This is a genomic window from Cellulomonas sp. Root137 (assembly GCF_001426725.1).
Taxonomy (GTDB): domain Bacteria; phylum Actinomycetota; class Actinomycetes; order Actinomycetales; family Cellulomonadaceae; genus Cellulomonas.
Map to the genome: position 1 here is coordinate 54,039 of NZ_LMFG01000003.1, position 20,180 is coordinate 74,218.

General features: G+C 73.4%; 18 protein-coding genes and 1 tRNA gene. 6 read left to right on the forward strand and 13 right to left on the reverse strand.

Going from position 1 to position 20,180, the window contains the following annotated elements; all coding sequences use genetic code 11:
- Positions 1 to 47: 47 nt before the first annotated feature.
- Genes ASD18_RS15295 through ASD18_RS15305 form a run of 3 tightly spaced genes read right to left on the reverse strand, consistent with a single transcriptional unit; the run spans position 48 to position 1,811 of the window.
- Positions 48 to 614, reverse strand: a complete 567-nt coding sequence (locus tag ASD18_RS15295) for a YbaK/EbsC family protein (protein WP_056093937.1) — start codon at positions 612 to 614, stop codon at positions 48 to 50.
- Complete coding sequence (locus ASD18_RS15300; protein WP_056093941.1) at positions 611 to 1,135, reverse strand: YbhB/YbcL family Raf kinase inhibitor-like protein; 525 nt, start codon at positions 1,133 to 1,135, stop codon at positions 611 to 613. Before ASD18_RS15300 ends, ASD18_RS15295 begins: the two co-directional genes overlap by 4 nt.
- A 7-nt stretch (positions 1,136 to 1,142) precedes the next feature.
- Entirely contained in the window at positions 1,143 to 1,811 is a 669-nt protein-coding gene (locus tag ASD18_RS15305; protein ID WP_056093944.1) for a Pr6Pr family membrane protein, read from the reverse strand.
- 200 nt (positions 1,812 to 2,011) lie between these two features.
- Between ASD18_RS15305 and ASD18_RS15310 the strand changes: the two genes are divergently transcribed.
- From ASD18_RS15310 to ASD18_RS15320, 3 genes are read left to right on the forward strand one after another with little or no spacing between them, the layout of a single operon-like run.
- A complete protein-coding gene (locus tag ASD18_RS15310; RefSeq protein WP_056093947.1) occupies positions 2,012 to 2,809 on the forward strand; it encodes a hypothetical protein in 798 nt (265 codons plus the stop codon).
- The gene (locus ASD18_RS15315) at positions 2,806 to 4,608 is read left to right on the forward strand and encodes a DNA polymerase Y family protein (RefSeq protein ID WP_056093950.1); all 1,803 of its coding nucleotides are present in this window, start codon (positions 2,806 to 2,808) and stop codon (positions 4,606 to 4,608) included. The genes ASD18_RS15310 and ASD18_RS15315 overlap by 4 nt, the downstream gene beginning before the upstream one ends.
- Positions 4,601 to 8,212, forward strand: coding sequence for an error-prone DNA polymerase (locus tag ASD18_RS15320; protein ID WP_056093953.1), 3,612 nt, complete (start codon positions 4,601 to 4,603; stop codon positions 8,210 to 8,212). Before ASD18_RS15315 ends, ASD18_RS15320 begins: the two co-directional genes overlap by 8 nt.
- A 3-nt stretch (positions 8,213 to 8,215) precedes the next feature.
- Here the strand turns inward: ASD18_RS15320 and ASD18_RS15325 are convergent, their stop codons facing one another.
- Complete coding sequence (locus ASD18_RS15325) at positions 8,216 to 9,442, reverse strand: AI-2E family transporter (RefSeq protein ID WP_056093956.1); 1,227 nt, start codon at positions 9,440 to 9,442, stop codon at positions 8,216 to 8,218.
- 146 nt (positions 9,443 to 9,588) lie between these two features.
- Between ASD18_RS15325 and ASD18_RS15330 the strand changes: the two genes are divergently transcribed.
- From ASD18_RS15330 to ASD18_RS15340, 3 genes are all read left to right on the forward strand, one after another.
- Positions 9,589 to 9,671: transfer RNA gene (locus ASD18_RS15330), tRNA-Leu, on the forward strand.
- Between the two features lie 412 nt (positions 9,672 to 10,083).
- A complete protein-coding gene (locus ASD18_RS15335; RefSeq protein WP_056093959.1) occupies positions 10,084 to 10,662 on the forward strand; it encodes a hypothetical protein in 579 nt (192 codons plus the stop codon).
- A gap of 22 nt (positions 10,663 to 10,684) precedes the next feature.
- Positions 10,685 to 11,809 (forward strand): SPFH domain-containing protein, encoded by a 1,125-nt coding sequence (locus tag ASD18_RS15340; protein ID WP_056093962.1) that lies wholly within the window; start codon positions 10,685 to 10,687, stop codon positions 11,807 to 11,809.
- 104 nt (positions 11,810 to 11,913) lie between these two features.
- Here the strand turns inward: ASD18_RS15340 and ASD18_RS15345 are convergent, their stop codons facing one another.
- From ASD18_RS15345 to ASD18_RS15385, 9 genes are all read right to left on the reverse strand, one after another.
- A complete protein-coding gene (locus ASD18_RS15345; RefSeq protein WP_056093963.1) occupies positions 11,914 to 12,117 on the reverse strand; it encodes a hypothetical protein in 204 nt (67 codons plus the stop codon).
- A gap of 152 nt (positions 12,118 to 12,269) precedes the next feature.
- On the reverse strand, positions 12,270 to 13,628 hold the full coding sequence (locus tag ASD18_RS15350; RefSeq protein ID WP_056093966.1) for a uracil-xanthine permease family protein: 1,359 nt from the start codon (positions 13,626 to 13,628) through the stop codon (positions 12,270 to 12,272).
- A gap of 116 nt (positions 13,629 to 13,744) precedes the next feature.
- On the reverse strand, positions 13,745 to 14,836 hold the full coding sequence (locus ASD18_RS15355; protein WP_156388032.1) for a DNA glycosylase AlkZ-like family protein: 1,092 nt from the start codon (positions 14,834 to 14,836) through the stop codon (positions 13,745 to 13,747).
- A gap of 4 nt (positions 14,837 to 14,840) precedes the next feature.
- Positions 14,841 to 15,452 (reverse strand): dihydrofolate reductase family protein, encoded by a 612-nt coding sequence (locus ASD18_RS15360; protein WP_056093969.1) that lies wholly within the window; start codon positions 15,450 to 15,452, stop codon positions 14,841 to 14,843.
- A gap of 85 nt (positions 15,453 to 15,537) precedes the next feature.
- Positions 15,538 to 16,668, reverse strand: coding sequence for an epoxide hydrolase family protein (locus ASD18_RS15365; RefSeq protein WP_056093971.1), 1,131 nt, complete (start codon positions 16,666 to 16,668; stop codon positions 15,538 to 15,540).
- An 84-nt stretch (positions 16,669 to 16,752) separates the two neighbouring features.
- Complete coding sequence (locus ASD18_RS15370) at positions 16,753 to 17,436, reverse strand: helix-turn-helix domain-containing protein (protein ID WP_056093974.1); 684 nt, start codon at positions 17,434 to 17,436, stop codon at positions 16,753 to 16,755.
- 36 nt (positions 17,437 to 17,472) lie between these two features.
- Positions 17,473 to 17,916 carry a transferase gene (locus ASD18_RS21200; protein WP_162251758.1) on the reverse strand — a complete coding sequence of 148 codons (444 nt, stop codon included), beginning with the start codon at positions 17,914 to 17,916 and terminating at the stop codon, positions 17,473 to 17,475.
- Positions 17,917 to 18,074: 158 nt separating this feature from the next.
- Complete coding sequence (locus ASD18_RS15380; RefSeq protein WP_082574121.1) at positions 18,075 to 19,427, reverse strand: DNA polymerase IV; 1,353 nt, start codon at positions 19,425 to 19,427, stop codon at positions 18,075 to 18,077.
- A 46-nt stretch (positions 19,428 to 19,473) separates the two neighbouring features.
- On the reverse strand, positions 19,474 to 20,136 hold the full coding sequence (locus ASD18_RS15385) for an alpha/beta fold hydrolase (protein WP_082574123.1): 663 nt from the start codon (positions 20,134 to 20,136) through the stop codon (positions 19,474 to 19,476).
- Positions 20,137 to 20,180: the final 44 nt, after the last annotated feature.

The following is a 20,180-nucleotide window of genomic DNA, read 5'->3' on the forward strand; positions in this document are numbered from 1 at the left end:
CACCTCCCCGGCTCGTAAACTTGCCTCCGATGCTACTCGAAGAAAGTTTACGCGAGCGCGAGGCCCTCGATGACGCCCACGCCGGGCGCCTGCGCGAGCAGCGCCCCGGGCAGCGCGATCTTCGACCGACGCACCCCGCTGCCGATGATCACGGTCGCCCCCGCGTCGGGGTCGTCCACCGCCACGCGGCCGTCCACCAGCACCCGGTACCGGGTGGGGAGCCCGAGCGGGGTGATGCCGCCGTACTCCATGCCCGACTCCTCGACAGCGTGGTCCATGGGCAGGAACGACGCCTTGCGGACGTCGAGCAGCCGCTTGACCGTGGAGTTCACGTCCGCACGGGTGGTCGCACGGACGACCGCCGCGGCCACCCGCTCCTCGCCCTCGCGCCGGCCTGCCACGAGCACGCAGTTGGCCGACGCCGCAGGCGGCAGGCGGTAGGCCTCGGTCAGCGCGGCGGTGTCCGCGAGGTCGGGGTCGATCTCCGTGACGAGGACCGCCTCGGCCACCGTCGGGTCGGTCGCGGCCCACGCCTCGATCGCGGCGAGCGTGGAGACGGCGAGCAGGTCGGGGCGGTCGAGCGCGCGCACCCAGGTCAGCGTGCCGAGCGTCACTGCTGGTAGGTCCCGACGAGGACCGCCCGCGCGAGCGTGTGGAAGGTGACGGCGGTGTTCGCCGCGCCCGGCATCGCGTCCGGGCCGAGCCCGAGGGACGGCACGTCGAGGGCGTGCACGACGAAGAAGTAGCGGTGCACCTGGTCGCCCGGCGGGGGAGCGGCGCCGACGTAGCGGGCCTGTCCGTCGTCGCCGCGCAGGGCGAACGCACCCGCGGGCAGGTCGGCGCCCCGGGCCAGCGAGGTGGTGGTGGCGGGCACGTCGACGACGGTCCAGTGCCACCAGCCGGCAGGACCGGGCGCGTCCGGGTCGAAGCAGCTGATCTGGAACGACCGCGTGGCCTCGGGGAAGCCTTCCCAGGACAGCTGCGGCGAGACGTTGCGGCCGGCGTCGGTGTTGGTGTGCACGTCCGGCAGGCGCTCGCCCGCCCGGAAGTCGTCGCTGGTCAGCGTGAAGTCGGGGACCGCCGGGAGCAGCGAGTAGGGGTCGGGCGCGACGGGACGGGTGAGGTTCACTGGCATGGCGACATCATTCCGCGGGGACCAGCGGCGCGCGCGGGATCGGCTCGGGCTCGTGCCTGCCGAGGATCGCCCGCGCGGGCAGGAGCCGGTCGAGGCCCACCAGGACGAGGCCGAGCACGAAGAACCCGACGCCGTAGATGAGCACGTTGAGCACCAGCCCGTCGTAGCCCAGGTCCGAGACGTCGACGAAGCCGTACGGGTAGTCGCTGGTGGGGCTCAGCAGGCCGCGGACCGTGCTGAACGTGCAGTAGGCCACCGGGTAGAGCAGCCAGTACGCGGCGGTGCGGATGCGCAGGCGGCGGTGCGGGACCAGGAGCAGGAAGTGCACGAACGTCGCGATCGGCGTCAGGCGGTGCACGAGCTGGTCGTGGGTGAGCCCGAGGGCGATGACCTCCTCGCCCGGAGGGGCGGGGTCGAGGATCAGGTACGAGACGAGCCCGGTGATGAGCAGGAAGAGCGTCACCGCACCGAACAGCCACGGCGGCGGCTCGGCGCGCCGGGCGAGCACGGCGATGCCGCCCCAGAGCATCACCACGGCCAGCAGCAGGTTCGACTGGTTGGTGAAGTAGACGTAGTCCTCGATGTCGAACGTCACGCCCGTGCTCGGCGCCCAGAACAGTGCGAGGAACGTGATCCCCGCCAGCGCGAGGCGGTAGATCCCGACGACGACTCCCATGACGTGCCCTCCGTGCTGTTGTCCCACGCCGGCCACGCTGCCGGGCGACGAGAACCTAGCCGAGACCTGCGACGTCACCCGTCCGGCACGCCGCGGATTGACAGTGCGGGGAGTGTCAGCGTGTACTGAGATACTTCGAACAGATGTTCGATGAAGGTCTCGAGAGCACCCTCTCATCGGCCGGTCGAGGGGAGGTCCGCATGTCCGTCGGCACCCTGTCGCGCGAGGAACGGGTCATGCTCGCACGGGCCGCCCTCGCGCGCGCCGAGCAGCGCACCGGGGCGCGCAGCGTCCTGCCGCTGGGCGGTCCGGCGGAGCCACCCGCGCCCGCGCTGGTCGCCCTGGTGCCGGACCTGCCGGAGGTGCCGGTCGAGCACCACACCACCGGCATCATCACCAGCGAGCGCCCCCCGATGGCGGTCCCGCCCCCGCTGGCCCCGATCCTGCCCGAGGGGCTGCGTCGCGGCGGCACCACGGTGGTCACGGGGTCGACCTCGCTGGTGCTGGCCATGCTCGCCCACGCGTGCGCCGGCGGGGCGTGGGCAGCCGTCGTCGGGCAGCCGACCATCGGCCTGCTCGCCGCGTCCCAGGCGGGGGTGTCGCTCGACCGGCTGGCCGTGGTGCCGCGCCCCGGTCTCGAGGCGCCGACGGTGGTGGCCGCGCTGCTCGACGGGGTCGACGTGGTGGTGGTCGGCCCCGAGGCAGCCCTGACCGACGCGGACCGCCGGAAGCTGTCCGCGCGCGCCCGGGACCGCGGGTCCGTGCTCCTGTCCACCGCCGACTGGCCCGGTGCCGGCGTGGTGCTCACGGTCGAGTCGGGCCGGTGGACGGGGGTCGACGCCGGCGAGGGACGGCTGCGCACCCACGAGATCCGGCTGGTCCGCACGGGACGAGGGAGCGCCGCGGTGCCGCGCGCGCTCGACCTGACCCTGCCGATCGGTTCCACCGCGGCGCCGCAGGTCGAGGCGCCGATGCCGGGCCTGAGGCTCGTCGGATGAGCACGCGCACGACCGTCCTGTGGGTCCCGGACTGGCCGGTGGTGGCGGCGGCGACGTCCGAGCAGGTCCCGCCGCACGTGCCCACCGCGGTGCACGACGGGCGGCAGCTCACCGCGGTGTCGGCGCTCGCCCGGGCGGAGGGGGTGCGCCGGGGGATGCGTCGACGGCAGGCGCAGGGGGTCTGCCCCGAGCTGGTGCTGCTGCCGGCGGACGACGCCCGCGACGTGCGGCTGTTCGAGCCGGTCGCGGCGGCGGCGGAGACCGTGGTGGCGGGCATCGAGGTGGTCCGCGCCGGGATGCTGCTGCTGCCCGCGGGCGGGGCCAGCCGGTACCACGGGTCGGAGGAGGCGCTCGCGGAGCTGCTCATCGACGCGGTCGCGGCGGGGTCGGGGCACGAGTGCGCGGTGGGCACGGCCGACGGGCTGCTCGCGGCGGTGCTGGCTACCCGGACCGGGGCGGTGGTGCCCGCGGGGGCGTCGGCGGCGTACCTGGCCCCGCGCGCGATGAGCGAGCTGGTGCACGCGGCGGTCACCGACGAGGCGGCCACCGCGGTCGCCGCACTGGTGGACCTGCTGCACCGCCTGGGGCTGCGGCAGCTCGGTCAGCTCGCCGCCCTGCCGCCCACCGACGTGCACGCCCGCTTCGGGCGGCTGGGCGCGTGGGCGCAGATGCTCGCGCGCGGCGACGACGAACGCCCGCCCGCCCGGCGTCGACCGGAGGCCGACCTCGAGGTGGCCACCGACCTCGACCCGCCGCTCGACCGGGTCGACTCGGCGACGTTCGCCGGTCGCCGCCTGGCCGAGGAGCTGCACGCGCTGCTCATGCAGCACTCCGTGACGTGCGGTCGCCTGCAGATCGCGGCACGCACCGACGAGGGCGTCGACCTGGTGCGCACCTGGCGGACCGACCTGGGCGGCTGGGGCGGGCTGACCCCCGCCCGGATCACCGACCGGATCCGGTGGCAGCTGGAGGGCTGGCTGGCGTCGAGCGCGATCGAGACCGCGCGCAGCCGGGTGGCCGACGACCCCGCCGCCCGTGCCCGGTCGCGGACGGCGCGCGACGCCGTCGCCTCGGGTAAGGACCCCTGGGCCCACGACGACCTGCCGACGAACCCGTGGCCCGACGACGAGTCCCACGCGGTGACCCTGGTCCACCTCGCCATCACCGCCCTCGACGTGGCCCCGGCGGGCGCCGAGCAGGGGCGGCTGTGGGGCGGACCGTCGGGCGGTGACCTGCGCGCGCACCGGGCGCTGGACCGGGTGCAGGGGATCGTCGGGGGGGCGGGGATCCTCGTCGCGACGCTGCAGGGCGGCCGGGACGTGCGCGACCAGGTGCACCTGCAGCCGTGGGGCGAGCAGACAGAGCCGGCGCGGCCGGTGGACCGGCCCTGGCCCGGGCGGCTGCCCGATCCGGCGCCGGCCACCGTGCTGGACCCGCCCGACCGGGTGGACGTGCGCGACGCGACGGGGGCGCCCGTGGTGCTCGACGTGCGCAGCGGGATGAGCAGCGAGCCGGCGTGGGTGCGGTGGCTGCCGAGGGAGCCGGAGGTCGCGGTGACTCGCCCGACCCGCCGCGGTGGTGCGTGGGACGTCGCCGTCGAGCGGGTCCGGTCCGCCGCCGACGGGCCGCGCGCCGTGGCCGGGTGGGCCGGGCCGTGGCTGCTGAGCGAGCGCTGGTGGGTGGCGGCCGACGACCGCCCCGGCCTGCGGGCGCACCTGCAGGTGACGTTCGACGACGGCCGCGCGGTGCTCCTGGCCTGCACGGCGACCGGCTGGACGTGCGAGGCGACGTATGACTGACGTGGCTGACCGGGGTGCGGCCTTCCCGCCGCGGTACGCCGAGCTGCACGCGCACTCCGCCTTCAGCTTCCTCGACGGCGCCAGCCAGCCCGAGGAGCTCGCCGCGGAGGCGTCGCGGCTCGGCCTGCGCGCACTCGGGCTCACCGACCACGACGGGCTGTACGGCGTGGTGCGGTTCGCGCAGGCGGCCAAGGCGGTCGGGCTGCCCACGGTGTTCGGGGCGGAGCTGCACCTGCCGGCGCCGGACGGTCGGCGGCACCCCCGAGAGGCCGCACGAGTCACTCCCGGGCCGCCCGTGCTCGACCTGCCGACGGGCATCCCCGACCCGCGGGCGTCCCACCTGCTCGTCCTCGCCCGCGGCCCGGACGGCTACCGCGCGCTGTCCCGGGCGATCGCGGAGGCGCACCTGCGCACCGGCCGCAAGGGTGCCGCGGACTACCGGCTTGAGGAGCTCGCGGCGACCGCGGCGGGGCAGTGGCTGGTGCTCACCGGCTGCCGCAAGGGGTCGGTCCGGCGCGCGCTCGCCGGCGGCGACCCGTCGGGGGTCACCGGCGTGACCGCGGCCGGGATCGAGGCGGCCCGGACCGAGCTGGACCGGCTCGTGGCCCTGTTCGGCCGGGACAACGTGGCCGTCGAGGTCACCGCGATGGGCGACCCCTACGACGCCGACCGTGCCGACGCCCTCGCGCACCTCGCGGCCGACGCCGGACTCCCGCTCGTCGCCACGGGGAACGTGCACTACGCCACCCCGCGGGACGCCGACCTGGCCGCCGCGCTGGCCGCGGTGCGCGCCCGGTCGTCGCTGGAGGACCTGGACGGCTGGCTGCCCGGCGGCCCGATGGCGCACCTGCGGTCGGCCACCGAGATGCTCGCGCTGCACCGCCGGCACCCGTCGGCCGTGGTGACCGCGGCGGACCTGGCCGACGAGTGCGCCTTCGACCTGTCCCTCGTCGCGCCCCAGCTCCCGCCCTACCCGGTGCCGCCCGGCCACACCGAGGCCACGTGGCTGCGTGAGCTGGTCCGCCGGGGTGCGCTGGAGCTGTACGGACCGCCGGAGTCGGAGCGGGTGCCCGGCGCGTACGCGCAGCTGGCGCACGAGCTGACCGTCATCGAGGACCTCGGCTTCCCCGGGTACTTCCTGGTGGTCTACGACCTGGTCGACTTCTGCCGCCGCAACGGGATCCTCGCGCAGGGCCGCGGCTCGGCCGCCAACTCGGCGGTCTGCTACGCGCTGCGGGTCACCGCCGTGGACGCGGTGCGGCACGGCCTGCTGTTCGAGCGGTTCCTCGCGCCCGAGCGGGACGGGCCGCCGGACATCGACGTGGACATCGAGTCCGCGCGCCGCGAGGAGGTCATCCAGTACGTCTACGAGAAGCACGGCCGGTCGCACGCCGCCCAGGTGGCCAACGTGATCTCCTACCGGCCGCGGTCGGCGGTCCGGGACGCGGCGCGGGCGCTCGGGTACGACGCGGGGCAGCAGGACGCGTGGGCGTCGTCGATCGAACGGTGGGGGAGCCTGCGGTCGCCCGCGCCGACGCCGTCGCCCGAGAAGCCGTCCGCCGGGCCGAGCCGTCGGCAGGAACGTCCGCACGTCGGGCACACCGGCCCGGCGCCCGAGACACCTGCCTCCGTGACCACCGCGCGCGACGAGCGCCGACGCACGCAGGCGTCGATGTGGGGCAACACGTGGGAGCCGCCGTCGGTGCTGCGTTCCGCCAAGGGCGTGGACACACCCGGCCTGGCCACCGCCGACGGCCATGACGTCGTCCCGGCCGTGCTGCCGCCGTCGGCCAGCGACCTCGACGAGATCCCCGAGCACGTCATCGACCTGGCCGACCGGTTCCTGCGTCTGCCCCGGCACCTCGGCATCCACTCGGGCGGCATGGTCATGTGCGACCGGCCGGTGATCGAGGTGTGCCCGGTGGAGTGGGCGCGGATGCCCGGGCGCACGGTGCTGCAGTGGGACAAGGAGGACTGTGCGGACGCGGGGCTGGTGAAGTTCGACCTGCTGGGCCTCGGCATGCTCACCGCCCTGCGGATCGGGTTCACGTCCGTGCGCGAGCACGAGGGCGAGGAGCTGGACCTGCACGGGCTGCCCGCGGAGGACCCCCGGGTGTACGACCTGCTCAGCGCCGCGGACACGGTCGGGGTGTTCCAGGTGGAGTCGCGCGCGCAGATGGGCACCCTGCCGCGCCTGCAGCCGCGGACGTTCTACGACATCGTCATCGAGGTCGCCCTCATCCGCCCCGGTCCCATCCAGGGCGGCTCGGTGCACCCGTACATCGAGCGCGCGCACGGCCGCCAACCGGTCACCTACCTGCACCCGCTCCTGGAGAAGTCGCTGGCCAAGACCAAGGGCGTGCCGCTGTTCCAGGAGCAGCTCATGCAGATGGCCATCGACGTCGCCGACTTCACCCCGGCCGAGGCCGACCAGCTGCGCCGGGCGATGGGCTCGAAGCGGTCGACCGAGCGGATGGAGGCGATGCGGGGGCGCCTGATGTCAGGCATGGCCGGGCACGGGATCGACGAGCAGACCGGCACGGAGATCTTCGACAAGCTCAAGGCGTTCGCCGACTTCGGGTTCCCGGAGTCGCACGCGTACTCGTTCGCGTTCCTGGTCTACGCCAGCGCGTGGCTGAAGGTGTACCACCCGGCCGCGTTCTACGCCGGGCTGCTCGCGGCGCAGCCGATGGGCTTCTACTCCCCGCAGAGCCTGGCCGCCGACGCCCGCCGGCACGGCTTGGAGGTGCTGCGCCCGGACGTGCAGGCGTCCGACGTGCAGGCGTGCGTCGAGCGGCTGGGTCCGACGCCCACGGGCGGGGAGCCGCGGCTGGTCCCGACGCCGAGCGGGACCGGGCCGGTCACCGCGCCGGGGGTGCGGACCGGGGACGGCGACCGGTCCCTCGCTGTCCGGCTGGGGCTCGCGTCGGTGCGGTCGGTGGGGGAGGACGTCGCGCAGCGGGTGGTCGACGAGCGCCGCGCGCACGGCCCGTTCGCCGACCTGCGGCAGCTGGTGCGGCGGGTGCAGCTGTCGACCGCACAGCTCGAGGCGCTCGCCACCGCGGGAGCGCTCGACAGCCTGGGCGTCACGCGGCGAGAGGCGCTGTGGGCTGCCGGCGCGCTCGCGCAGGAGGGGCCGGACACGCTGCCGGGCGTCTCGGTGGGCGTGAGCGCGCCCATGCTGCCCGGGCTGAGCGACGTCGAGATCGCGACCGCGGACGTATGGGCCACGGGCGTGTCCGTCGACTCCTACCCGACGCAGTTCGTGCGCGACGGGCTCGACGCGGCCGGCGTCCTGCGGGTCGAGCAGGCGTACACGCACGAGATCGGCCGACGGGTGGCCGTCGCCGGCGTCGTCACGCACCGCCAGCGCCCCGGCACCGCCGGTGGGACCACGTTCCTGTCCCTGGAGGACGAGACCGGGCTGCTCAACGTCATCTGCTCGGCCGGCCTGTGGCAGAAGTTCCGCAAGGTCGCCCGGACGTCGCGCGCCCTGGTGGTGCGCGGTCGGCTGGAACGGGCGGACGGTGCCACCAACCTCGTGGCGGAGCACCTGGCCCCGATGTCGTTGAAGGTCAGGTCGGCGTCGCGCGACTTCCGCTGAGGCTCAGGGCTGCTTGACGGCCTCGTCGTCGTCGATCTCCTCGACGCTCTCCACGGGTTCGACCTCGTCGTCCGACTCGTCCTCCTCCATCGGCGGGTCCAGCGTCCGCAGCCGGGAGAAGATCGCCCAGCACACCGCCACCAGCGGCACCGAGATGACCGCGCCGAGGATGCCGGCGGTCAGGGTTCCCGCGGTGACGGCGAGCGCGATGACGACCGGGTGGATCGACACCTGCTTGCCCATCACGATCGGCTGCAGGATGTGCCCCTCGAACTGCCCGATCAGGGCGATGCCGATGCCGACGATCGCGGCCGAGAGCAGGCCGTTCGCGGCGAGCGCCACGATCATCGCGATGACCATCGCCAGCGGTGCGCCGATCAGCGGGATGAACGCCCCGATGAACACCAGCACGGCGAGCGGCGCCGACAGGGGCACGCGCAGGATGCTCAGCAGGATGAACGCGAGGATGCCGTCGGTGACCGCGATGATCACGGTGCCGCGGGTGTACCCGGAGAACGTGTACCAGCCGGCGCCACCGGCCGTCTTCCAGCTCTCCCGCACGCGCGACGGCAGCTGGTTGAGGAACCAGGTCCACATCTCGCGGCCGCGCGCCAGGAAGAACACCGTGCAGAAGATCGCGAGCGCGAGGGCGGTGAACACCTCGACCACCGACCCCGCGCCCGCGGCTGCCTGACCCGCGAGGTCGCCGGCGTGCTCCTGCACCCACTGCTGACCGTTGCTGATCCACTCGGCGATCTGGTCGTTGGTGATGGTGAACGGCAGCGGCCCGTTCTCCAGGAACTCGGTGATCTGGTCGATACCGTCGCTGAACTGCTTGGTCAGGTCGGTCCACTGGTTGGCGATCGAGTAGCCGACGTACGTCAGCAGCCCGAGGAAGAACACGATCCCGCCGAGGATGCCGAGCGCCGTGGCGAGCCCGCGGGGGATCCACCGGGCGAGGAAGTCGACCACGGGCCGCAGGACGGCGGTGAACACGAAGGCGAGGAACACGGCGATGAACAGCAGCTGCACCTTGGAGGTGGCGAAGAAGATGAGCGCCACCATCGCGATGACCACGAGCAGCCGCCACGACACACCCGCCGCACCGCGCAACCAGCGCGGGGCGGTGTGCTCCGTGCCGTACGCGCTGGGGTTGCGGCGCGCACCGGCAACCTTGCGTGCCGTGGGGCTGGCCTGAGCCCGTCCCGTCGAGGTGCTCGTGTCGGTCATCGGGCTCCTTGCTTCGCGGCCGAGGGCTTGCTGTCTCGGCGTCTGCCGCCAGTCTGCCTCGGGGGGCCGATGCGTGCTCGCCCGCCGCGCCGTGCTATCTTTTCTGCCGCACCTGAGGGCGCCTCCGGGTGCCCTGCGGTCCACCTGTCCGGGTGGCGGAATGGCAGACGCGCTAGCTTGAGGTGCTAGTGCCCTAACGGGCGTGGGGGTTCAAGTCCCCCTCCGGACACTCGTTGAGACAGCGACGACAAGGCCCTGACCAGCAGAGATGCGGGTCGGGGCCTTTGTCGTCGGCGCGGATGCCATTGCGCCGCCGAGTCGGCGAGGTCGGGAGCCTCCGTCTCGGTGACACCGCGACGACGGATCCGGTCACAGGCCGGTGGCGATCCGCAGGTGGCGTCGCGGTCGACTCATGGTCCGACACTCCTGCTGCGCGAGCGCCAACGGGTGTCCGCGATGCCAACCCACACGCGAACCCGGGATCGACCCGGTGCCAGGCGCCGCTCAAGCGCGCACCGTCATCTGCCGATCGGAAGATGGCGGGCAGGGGGCCACCCGACAGTGGGGTCCCGCTCGATGGTGTGCGATTCCGGCCCGTGAGCGCGGCGTCGTCCGACATGCGAGTCGAGAGATGAGTTCACGTGGCGAGCTACACGTTGCAGCCCAACGAGGTCCTGCTCCTGAAGGAGGAGCGCGTCGCCCACGGCGGCACGTTCTCGAGCTTCACCGACGAGCTGATCCTCACGAGCGTGAACCTGGTGCTGGTCAAGAAGGGCATGCTCGGCAACACCAAGCGCGTGCTGACCTTCCCGCTCAACCAGATCAAGGTGCACGACCGGCAGGCGCAGGCGCTGGCCGGCCAGTCGAGCAACGGATCGTCCGTGCTCGAGGTCTACTTCCTCAGCGGTCAGGAGGAGTTCAGGTTCTCGTCCGGCAGGAAGAAGGTCCTCGCCTGGGTGGCCAAGGTGAACCAGGCGGTGACGGGTCAGGAGTCGTCGCCGGGTGCGGGCGACACGGGGCCGGCGCTGCCGGGAGCTGAGCACGTTCTCGGTGCGCTCCAGGGCACATTCAACGTGCTCAAGGGGACATTCGGCTCGAAGCCACCGGTGGGAGCACCTGTGGTCGTCGCGGGCAAGTGCACGGCGTGCGGAGCGCCGATCTCGGGCGTCAGCGGAGTCGTGGCGACCTGCGGATACTGCGGCACCGCACAGCACGCGTGACGTCAGAGAGGAAGAGTCGACTGTGGGCATCATCCAGGCTTTCGCCGGCGCGCTCGGGGGAACGGTCGCGGACCAGTGGAAGGACATCATCACCGCCGGGCACTTCGGGGAGTTCACGGTCGTGGCGCCCGGGGTCTACCAGCAGACGAACAACGGTAGGGGTTCGAACTATCGAGGCTCCGTCGGGGTCATCTCCAACGGCTCGAAGATCTTCGTCCCCGAGAACACCGCGGCGTTCATCTTCAGCCAGGCCGGGATCGAGGACGTCATCACGGCGCCGGGAGGTTACGAGTACCAGGCGGGCCAGGGCAGCGTCTTCAACGGCGAGGGAGTCACGAGCTCGATCCTGAAGCAGGCGGTCAACCGGTTCGGCTACGGGGGGCAGGCCTCCGACCAGAAGGAGATCGCCTTCGTCAACCTGCGCGAGATTCGCGGCATCAAGTTCGGTACCCGCGGACCGACCGTCTACCACGACCGGTTCTACGGCGCCGACCTGGAGATCCTGGCGTACGGAACGTTCTCCTTGCGGATCGTCGACGCGGTCGCCTTCGTCCGGAACTTCATGCCGCCGAACGCCCGCAGCTACGCGTTCGACGGCGCGGAAGCCAAGCAGCAGATCTCCTCCGAGTTCATCCAGGCGTTCGTCGCCGCGGTCAACTCGCTGTCCTCGACGTATCGGATCTCCGAGCTGCCCTCCCGCGCCGGAGCGATCTCGGACGCGATCGCGGACGACGACGCGGCTCTCGGCGCATGGATCACCCGGTTCGGGCTCGACGTCGTCCACGTCGGCATCGAGAGCCTCGAGTTCTCACCCGAGTCGCGGGAGCTCGTCAAGCAGTACTCGGCGAACATGATGAACGTGAAGGCGTACGAGGGCCTGTCGCAGCAGGCGTCGAATGCGGCGGCGCAGCAGAAGATCGCCCAGGGCGTCCAGGACCACGGGCTCGGCGACGGGGCCGGCATGGTGTTCGGGATGAACCTCGCTCAGACGCTCGCCCCGCAGACCGCGTCTCCCGTCGCACCCGGCGGGGGCCCCTCGCTGGACGAGCAGATCGCGACCGTCAGGAAGCTGAAGGACCTGCTGGACGCCGGGATCCTGTCGCAGGATCAGTTCGAGATGAAGAAGCGCGAGGCCATGGGCTTCTAGGCCGAGACTGGGACACCAGACCTCTCGTCACGCTCCGGGCGCTCATTGAGACAGCGACGAGCTACCCCTGATCTGCGGAGACGCGGATCGGGGGGTTGTTCGTCTCAGGCCCGTTCGGACCGGGCTCGGCGGTCCCAGCGACCGGCCAGCGTGTAGAGCCCCACCGCGACGGCGGCGACGCCCCCGAAGCGCACCGCGGCGCCGGGCCACGACGTCCAGAGAGTGTCGCTGGACGAGACCAGCACGACCAGGAGCACGAGAGCGAGGGCAGCGGCTGCCCAGAGGGCCGTCGTTCGCGGGTTCGTCATCGTCGACCGCCCAGCTCGGGTCCGGTGTCGTCACCGGTGCGACGCCGGCCTCGTTGCCGACGTGCAGCCATGATGCGACCAGACTCCGCCGACGTCACCCACCGTCTTGGGATCCGGACCTGCCGGCTCGGCGCAGGGGGACCCGCAGGCGGCTACCGGTCCACCGGGTCGCCCGCGGGGACGGAGGCCGGGGAGGCGGGCTCCTGGCTGGTGCCGCGCCAGTCGGCCAGCACGCGCATCAGGTGGTAGATGATCAGCGCGGCTGCGGTGCCGAGTGCGATGCCGCCGAAGACGAGGTCGCCGGGCGCCCAGGTGAAGTTGGCGATGCCGATGACCAGGGCGACGGCGGCCGTCGTGAGGTTCTTCGGGTCGGAGAAGTCGACCCGGTTCTGCACCCAGATCCGGGCGCCGAGGATGCCGATCATCCCGTAGAGGACGGTGGTCGCCCCGCCGAGGACGCCGGCGGGGATCGAGGCCACCACCGCACCGAACTTCGGCGACAGGGAGAGCACCAGCGCCGTCGCCGCGGCGACCCAGTACGCGGCCGTGGAGTACACCTTGGTGGCGGCCATGACGCCGATGTTCTCGGCGTAGGTGGTGGTCCCCGAGCCGCCGCCGAGCCCGGCCAGGGTGGTGGCGATGCCGTCGGAGAACAGGGCGCGTCCGGCCAGCGGGTCCATGTCGTGCCCGGTCATCGCGGCGACGGACTTGACGTGGCCGATGTTCTCGGCGACGAGGACCAGCACGACGGGGACGAAGAGCCCGAGGACGGCGATGTCGAACGACGGGGCGAGGAACTGGGGGAACCCGACCCAGTCGGCGGCCCGCACGCCCGAGAAGTCGACCTCGCCGCGGAGGTTGGCCACCGCGTAGCCGACCAGGACGCCGACCAGGATCGAGAGCCGCCCGAGGATGCCGCGGAACAGCACGGTGCACAGGATGATCGCGAGCAGCGTGGCCAGCGCGGTGATCGGCGCCGCCCGGAAGCCGTTGCTGCACGTCTCGACGATGGCCCCGTCGACGACGCTCTGCGAGCACGTCCCCCACGCGACCGGGGCGAGGTTCAGGCCGATGAGCGCGACGATCGTGCCCGTGACGACGGGCGGCATGAGCGTGTCGATCCACCCCGACCCGGCGACGTGCACCACGGCGCCGATGGCGGCGAGCAGCACACCGACCACGACGATGCCGCCCAGCGCCACGGACTGCCCGCCGGTGGCGGTCGCTGCGGCGATGGGTGCGATGAACGCGAACGAGGAACCCAGGTAGCTCGGCAGCTTGTTGCGCGTGATGAGCAGGAACACGACCGTGCCGACGGCGGAGAAGAACAGGGTCGTCGCCGGGGAGAACCCGGTCAGCAGCGGGACCAGGAACGTGGCCCCGAACATCGCCACGACGTGCTGCATGCCGATGCCGATCGTCCGCGGCCAGCTCAGGCGCTCGTCGGGGGCGACGACCTCGCCGACCGGGACCGTCCGTCCGTCACCGTGCAGACGCCATCCGATGCTCATGGGGCAGTCCCTACTCGTCGAAGTCGATGGGCAGCGGTCGCCCCCGCGCACCTGTGCGGCACGCGGACGCTAGCAACGCGGCCAGCGGTTGCGCCAGCGACGCGGTCCCGGGTGGCTCAACGCGGCGTGGCGGCCAGACGCAGCGGTGTGGCGAGGGTCGTCGCCAGCCGCTCGACCTCGTCCTCGACCTGCGCACGCGCGGGCTCGGCGTCGAACCAGGTCACCTGCACCTCGTCGCCCGTCTGGGACCACGTCCCGCGCACGACGCCGCCGACCACCGCGATGTTCGCGCCCCGGCTGATCGCCGCGCGCTCGGTGGGCGGCACGACGTGCGGATCGGCGGTGCCGGGTCCGAGCACCCACTGGTCGTACCGCGGGAGCAGCCGGACGGCCGTCGTCGGCCGGGCCGCCGCCACCTCCTCGAGGTCCTCCCGCAGGACGAGGGCCGGTTCGCCCTCCACCTCGACGGCGGCGAGGCGGTCCCCGAGACCGGCGATCCAGGTCCGGAGGTGCCCGCGCCGGACGCCCAGCCCTTCACCGAGCCAGTACTGCAGGTGCGCGGGGGTCGTCGGACCGTACGCCCTGACGTAGGACTCGACCGCCCGCGGGCCGGCGTCGTCGACGTCCACGAGACCGGCCCAGCGGGGGTTCGCGTCCAGCCGCTGGAGCGTCGCCTGGCCGTCGCGTGACGGGCCGAAGCAGAGGTCGCCCTGCCAGGCGAGCGCCTTGAGCAGCGACCACGGGTTGTCGGCGAAGACCGTCTCCAGGTGGTGGAACGCGGGTTCGGCGGTGAGGGCGGCGCCGAGGGCCGTCGGTGTCAGCGGGCCGTCGGCGAGGGCGTCGCGCGCCGCCTGCCGGAACGCGGGCCAGTCCGACGGGGCGAGCCCGTAGTAGGTCCGCCAGCTGGGCAGCTCCCACATCCGGCTGGCGGCGCGCAGCGCGAGGTACACGCCGGCGTCCTCGGGCGTCGCCACATGGACCGCGCCGCGGAACGCGAAGGTGCGGACGAGCTCCCCCTCGGCGATCGCGTGGACCAGCTCGCCCGGCCGCGGACTGCGCTGCCGGGCGCAGATCGCCAGCTCCGTCGTGGCGTCGTTCTGCGCGGGGACGGCTCCCAGCGTCCGGACCACGTCGGCGGCCGACGCGTCGCCGACCGGGTCCAGCAGCTGTCGCCGCATCCGCCAGGCGAGCGCCTGGGGCCACGTCACCCGGTCAGGCGGCACCGGGCACCTTGTCCGTGACGTCGTCGTACCCCTGGGTCCCCGGCAGCTGGCTCGGCGCGTAGACGAGCCGGACGACGCCCGTGGGGAAGACGTCGGAGCGCAGCAGCCGCAGCGGGTAGATGGGCTCGCCGTCGTCGAACAGCCGCTCGCCGGTGCGGGCGGCGACCGGGTGCACCAGCAGGCGCAGCTCGTCGAGGAGTCCGGCGGCGAGCAGCTGGCGGACCACGGAGATCGACCCGGCGACCAGGATCTTCCCGATGCCGGCGTCGGCCTTCAGCGCGGTCACGGTCTCGACGAGGTCGGGTGCCGCCTCGGCGTTGCGCCAGCCGAGCTCCTGCGCACCGCGCGTCGCCACCACCTTGCGGACGTCACCGAGCTGCGCGGCGAACGTGGCGTCCTGGCCGCCGGCGGTCTCCCGTTCCGGCCAGGCGCCCGCGAAGCTGTCGTACGTGACGCGCCCGAGCAGCAGCACGTCCACGTCCTCGTAGTCCTCGCCGACCGCGGCGCCCATGTTCTCGTCGAAGTAGGGGAAGTGCCACGCCGGGTCGATCTCGGCGACGCCGTCGAGCGAGATGAACAGGGTCGAGACGATCGTCGCCATGGTGCGTCCTCCTGGGTAGTCAGCGGCCGCCCACGCGACCGCCCGACACGATCAGACCGCACACCACCCACATCCGGACAGACCCTCAGCCCACCGGGACCGACGCGAGGAACGCCCGGATGTCCCCGGCGAGCTCCTGCGGGCGCTCCATCGCGGGGAAGTGACCGCCCCGCGGATGCTCGGCCCAGAAGGCGAGGTGCCCGTGCGGGTCGAGGATGCGGCGCATCAGCGGCTCCTCACCGAACGCCACCATGCCCTGCGGGCGGTCGTGCGTGCGGCCCCAGGCCATCGGGGAGTGCGCCGCCTCGTACAGCAGGTTCGCGCCGCCGTCCCCGCCCCGGCCGAACCACGCCACGCTGACCAGCGTGAGCAGGTCGTCCAGGTCCACGGCGTCCTCGGGCAGCTCGCGCGACGGGTCGGTCCACTCCTGGAACTTCTCCGCGATCCACGTCAGCTGCATGACCGGCGAGTCCGTGAGCCCGTAGGCGACGCTCAGCGGCCGGGTCGTCTGGACCTGGAGGTAGCCGAAGTCCTCGGCGCGCGCGGCCTTGAGTGCCTCGTGCCGCTCCCTCTCCTCGGGGGTCAGGTGGTCGGTCGGCGGGGTGTAGGCGGTCGCGATCGCGCCGGGATCGGTGGCGACGAGCGTGGCGATGACGCGGTCACCCGCGTCGAGGCAGAGCTGCTCGCTGATGCCGGCGCCGACGTCGCCGCCGAAGACGGTGTACCGCTCGTAGCCGAGCCCGACCATCACCCGGTCGAACGCCGAGGCGGTCCGGGTGAGGTCCCACCCGTGGCCGGTGAGCGGGGTCGAGAAGCCGAACCCGGGGATCGAGGGCGCGACGACGTGGAACGCGGGTCCACCGTCCTCGGGTTCGGCGAGGGCGGGTGCCAGCGTGGCGAACTCGACGAACGACGCCGGGTAGCCGTGGCAGAGGAGCAGCGGGGTGGCGCCGTCCCGGCTCGACCGCACGTGCAGCCCGTGGACGGGCTGTCCGTCGACGTCGGCGAGGAACTGCGGCAGGCGGTTGAGCCGCTCCTCCTGGGCACGCCAGTCGAAGGTCCGCCAGCGCTCGGTGAGGCGCTGCGCGTAGGGCACGGGGGTGCCACGCTCCCACCCGGAGGTGAGGGCGGCGGGCCACCGGGTGCGGGCCAGCCGCTCGGTCAGGTCGTCGACCTCGGCGGCGGGGATGGCGATCTCGTACGGTCGGATGTCCACGGCGTGCGTCCTCTCCCTCGGGCTGGTGTCCGACCTGGAGAGTCAGCCACGCGCCGCGCGCCGTGTCTTGAACCAGGGCGACACTCAGACGGGCTCGTCGCGGTCCTGGGACTGCGCGGGGGTGTACCCGGTGAGCCGCTTGAGGTCGCGCGTGAGATGCGACTGGTCGGCGTAGCCGAGGGCGTGCGCCACGTCCGCGATGCCGGTGCCGTGCTGGAGCCGTCCGACCGCCTCGCGTGCCCGGGCGATCTGCCGGACGCGCCGCGGGCTCATCCCGGTGGCGTGCGTGAAGTGTCTCTCGACGCTGCGGGTGGACAGCGGGACCGGACGGCCGGCCAGAGCGGAGCCCACGACGTCGTCGAGCGCCAGGAGGCCCCGGTCGGCCAGCGACTCGAGGAGGGCGTCGACGCGGTCGTCGTCGGTCCCCGGGAACGGCCAGTGCGACCCGCCGAGGTCGAAGCTCGCGGGGGAGGGCATCGGGAGCGTGACGGTGCGGTCGCGCATCGCCTCGACGGGGACGTGCGTGAAATAGGCGCCTGCGGCGAAGCGGATGCCGAGGTTCCGGTTTCCCGCGGTGTAGTGGACGACGGTCGGCTGCGACGACGGGCCGCTGAGCAGGACGCGGTTGCCGTGGCCCGTGACGGTGAAGATCAGGTCCCAGCGCGCGTCGGCGGACGCCAGGTAGGTGCCGTCGGTGGTGTCGAGCGTGTGCCAGACGACGTCGACGAAGCGGGACGGCGAGGTGCGCTCCTCGTAGAGGAAGCTCATGCCCGCCCAGCGTAGACCGGCCCGTCCGGCGTGGGACTAGGCGGCGGTCCCGAAGTCCGAGCGCGGCGACCGGCGGGCGGGCCCGAGCACGACCGCACCGTGCGGGACCACCGTGTCGGTGCTGACCCGCGCGCGGGTGGCGACGACGGCGGCCTCCCCGATGCGGGCCCCGGCGTTGATCTGCGCCCCGTCGGCGACGCGCGACCCGGCGCCGAGGTGGACGTTCCGGCCGATGTGCACCCGCGCGCCGATCATCACGTCCGAGTCGATCCAGCTGCTGGCGCCGATGTGGGTGCCGTCGCCGACCACCGCACCGGCCTCGACGTACGCGGACTCGTGCACGGTGGCGCCGACGTGCACGCGTGCCGTGACCTCGACCAGCCCGCCGCCGTTCGGGTGCCGTGCGTACGCGGCCACCCTGCCGTGCGCGCTCTCGATCTCGACGTGCCCGGGCCTGGTTTGCGCCTTGCTGCCTGACACGTCTGCTCTCCCGCTCGTCGCGACGACTCGGGCGCCGTCGCCCGAGGTCCCGAGGGCGCGGACGTCCGGCGACCGGCTGACAGGGACACAGCCATCGTCCGAGGGCGCCGCGCCCTGAACCAGTGACCAACGGCCCACGGCCGCGTGGGCGCGGCGGATCAGGCGATCTCCCCCGGGGTGAGCGGCGGCACGAGCTGCAGCGGGTCGGTGTCGAGGTCGACCACCTGGGATCGCGCCGGGGGCGTGTCCACGCTCTCGAACCGGACGGTGGCCTGCCGGCCGCGGACGTGCACCACCCAGCCGCGGCCGAGGCTCGGGTGCTCCACGTCCAGGCCGGGCCGCGCGTTCTCCTCCGTGAGCAGGCCGAGGGTCGCGGGTGTGTCGTCGAGGTCGTCGTCGACGGGCGGCGCCGGCTCGTCGTCGCCCCACGGCAGGGTGAGCTGCGCGTGCGCGGACAGGTTGTGGAACGACACCCCGAGCAGCCGCACGGAGTCGCTGATGCCTGCCGCGCGCGCGGCCTGGTGGGCGGCCGCCCGGAGCTCGGCGGGCTCGGCGGAGGGCTGGGGGAGCGTGACCGAGCGGGTCAGGGTGGTGAAGTCGGCGAACCTGACCTTCGCGACGACGGTCCGCGCGCCGCCGCCGTGCGCGGTCAGGCGCCGCAGCGCCTCGTCGGCCACCCGGTCGATCGCCGCGGCGATCAGGTCGGCACCGAAGATGTCCTCCGCGAACGTGCGCTCCGCACCGACCGACTTGCGCTCGCCACCCGGTGCGACGGGACGCAGGTCGATGCCGCGGGCCAGCCGGAAGAGGTTGACCCCGGACGACTCGCCGACGGTCATCGTGAGCACGTCGAGCTCCTGTCGGCGCAGGTCGGCCACCGTGCGGACGTCCAGCCGCTCGAGCGCCGCCGCCGTCGCCGGTCCGATGCCGGGTATCGCGCGCACGGGCAGGGGCAGGAGGAAGTCGTCCTCGTCGGCCGGCTCGACCACCAGCAGCCCGTCCGGCTTGCCGGCGTCGGACGCGAGCTTGGCGATCAGCTTGGTCCGGCCGATGCCGATCGAGACCGCGAGGCCGGTGCGCTCACGGATCCGGGCGCGGACGTCGGCGGCCGCGCCGGCGGGGTCGTCGGCGAACGGTCCCGCCTCCAGGTCCACGAACGCCTCGTCGATGCTCAGCGGCTCGACCAGCTCGGACAGCGTGCCCAGCGTGGTCATGATGATCCGCGAGTACGCCGAGTACGCCTCGAACCGGGGGAAGAGGACCGCGGCGGCCGGGCTGAGCCGGCGCGCCCGGCTCATCGACATCGCGGAGCGGGCCCCCGACCGGCGCGCTTCGTAGGACGCCGTGGAGACCACACCGCGCGGTCCGGTGCCGCCGACGAGCACCGGGCGGCCGCGCAGCGACGGCTTGTCGCGCTGCTCGACCGCCGCGAAGAACGAGTCCGCGTCGGCGTGCAGCACGGTGGCGCGGGTCCGCAGCCGCGAGGCGTCGGCGAGCTGCGCGGGGTCCACACCCCTACTGTGCCTGGCAGTGGGCGCCTCGCTGCGCCGCGCGCGCTCAGGCGATCGCGAGCCCGCCGCGGTTGCGCAGCTCGTGCAGCGCGTCGAGCAGGATGCGGTTGAACGCCACGGGCGCGTGCGAGTTGACGTCGTGGCCGGCGTTCGGGACGACGGTGAGCCGGGTACCCGGACGCGCGTCGAGGTACCGGCGCTCGTCGAGCCGCAGCGGGTCGCGGCGCCCGTTGACCAGCCAGACCGGCACGGCGGTGCGACGAAGGTCGGCCAGCGGGGAGTACCCGGCGAGCTCCGTGAGCATGTCCGTCACCACGTGCCAGTCGGGACCGCCCATCCGCAGCGCACGCGTGACCATGCCGGAGGCGCGCCGGTACGCGCGCAGGGGCTTGCCCTTGATCTCCGTCGAGCAGCCCGCCAGGACGACGCCCGCGACCTTCTCCCCGTGCTGGCGCGCGTACGCCAGGCTCGTGTAGCCGCCGAGGGACAGCCCCACCAGCAGGGGCGGCTCGGGGCAGGAGTCCACGGCGTCGTCGATGGCGGCCAGTGCGCCCACGAGGCTGAAGCGCTCGTGCGCCCGCAGCCCGTGCCCGGGCAGGTCCAGCGCGACGGTCGGGTGACCCGAGCGCTCCAGCGCCTCCACCTGTCGCCGCCAGATGACGGACGACGTCCGCGTGCCGTGCACCAGGACGATGGGTCGACGGTGGATGAGGGACTCCTCGGGGGCAGAGGCGGGGGGTGGCCTCCGGCGAG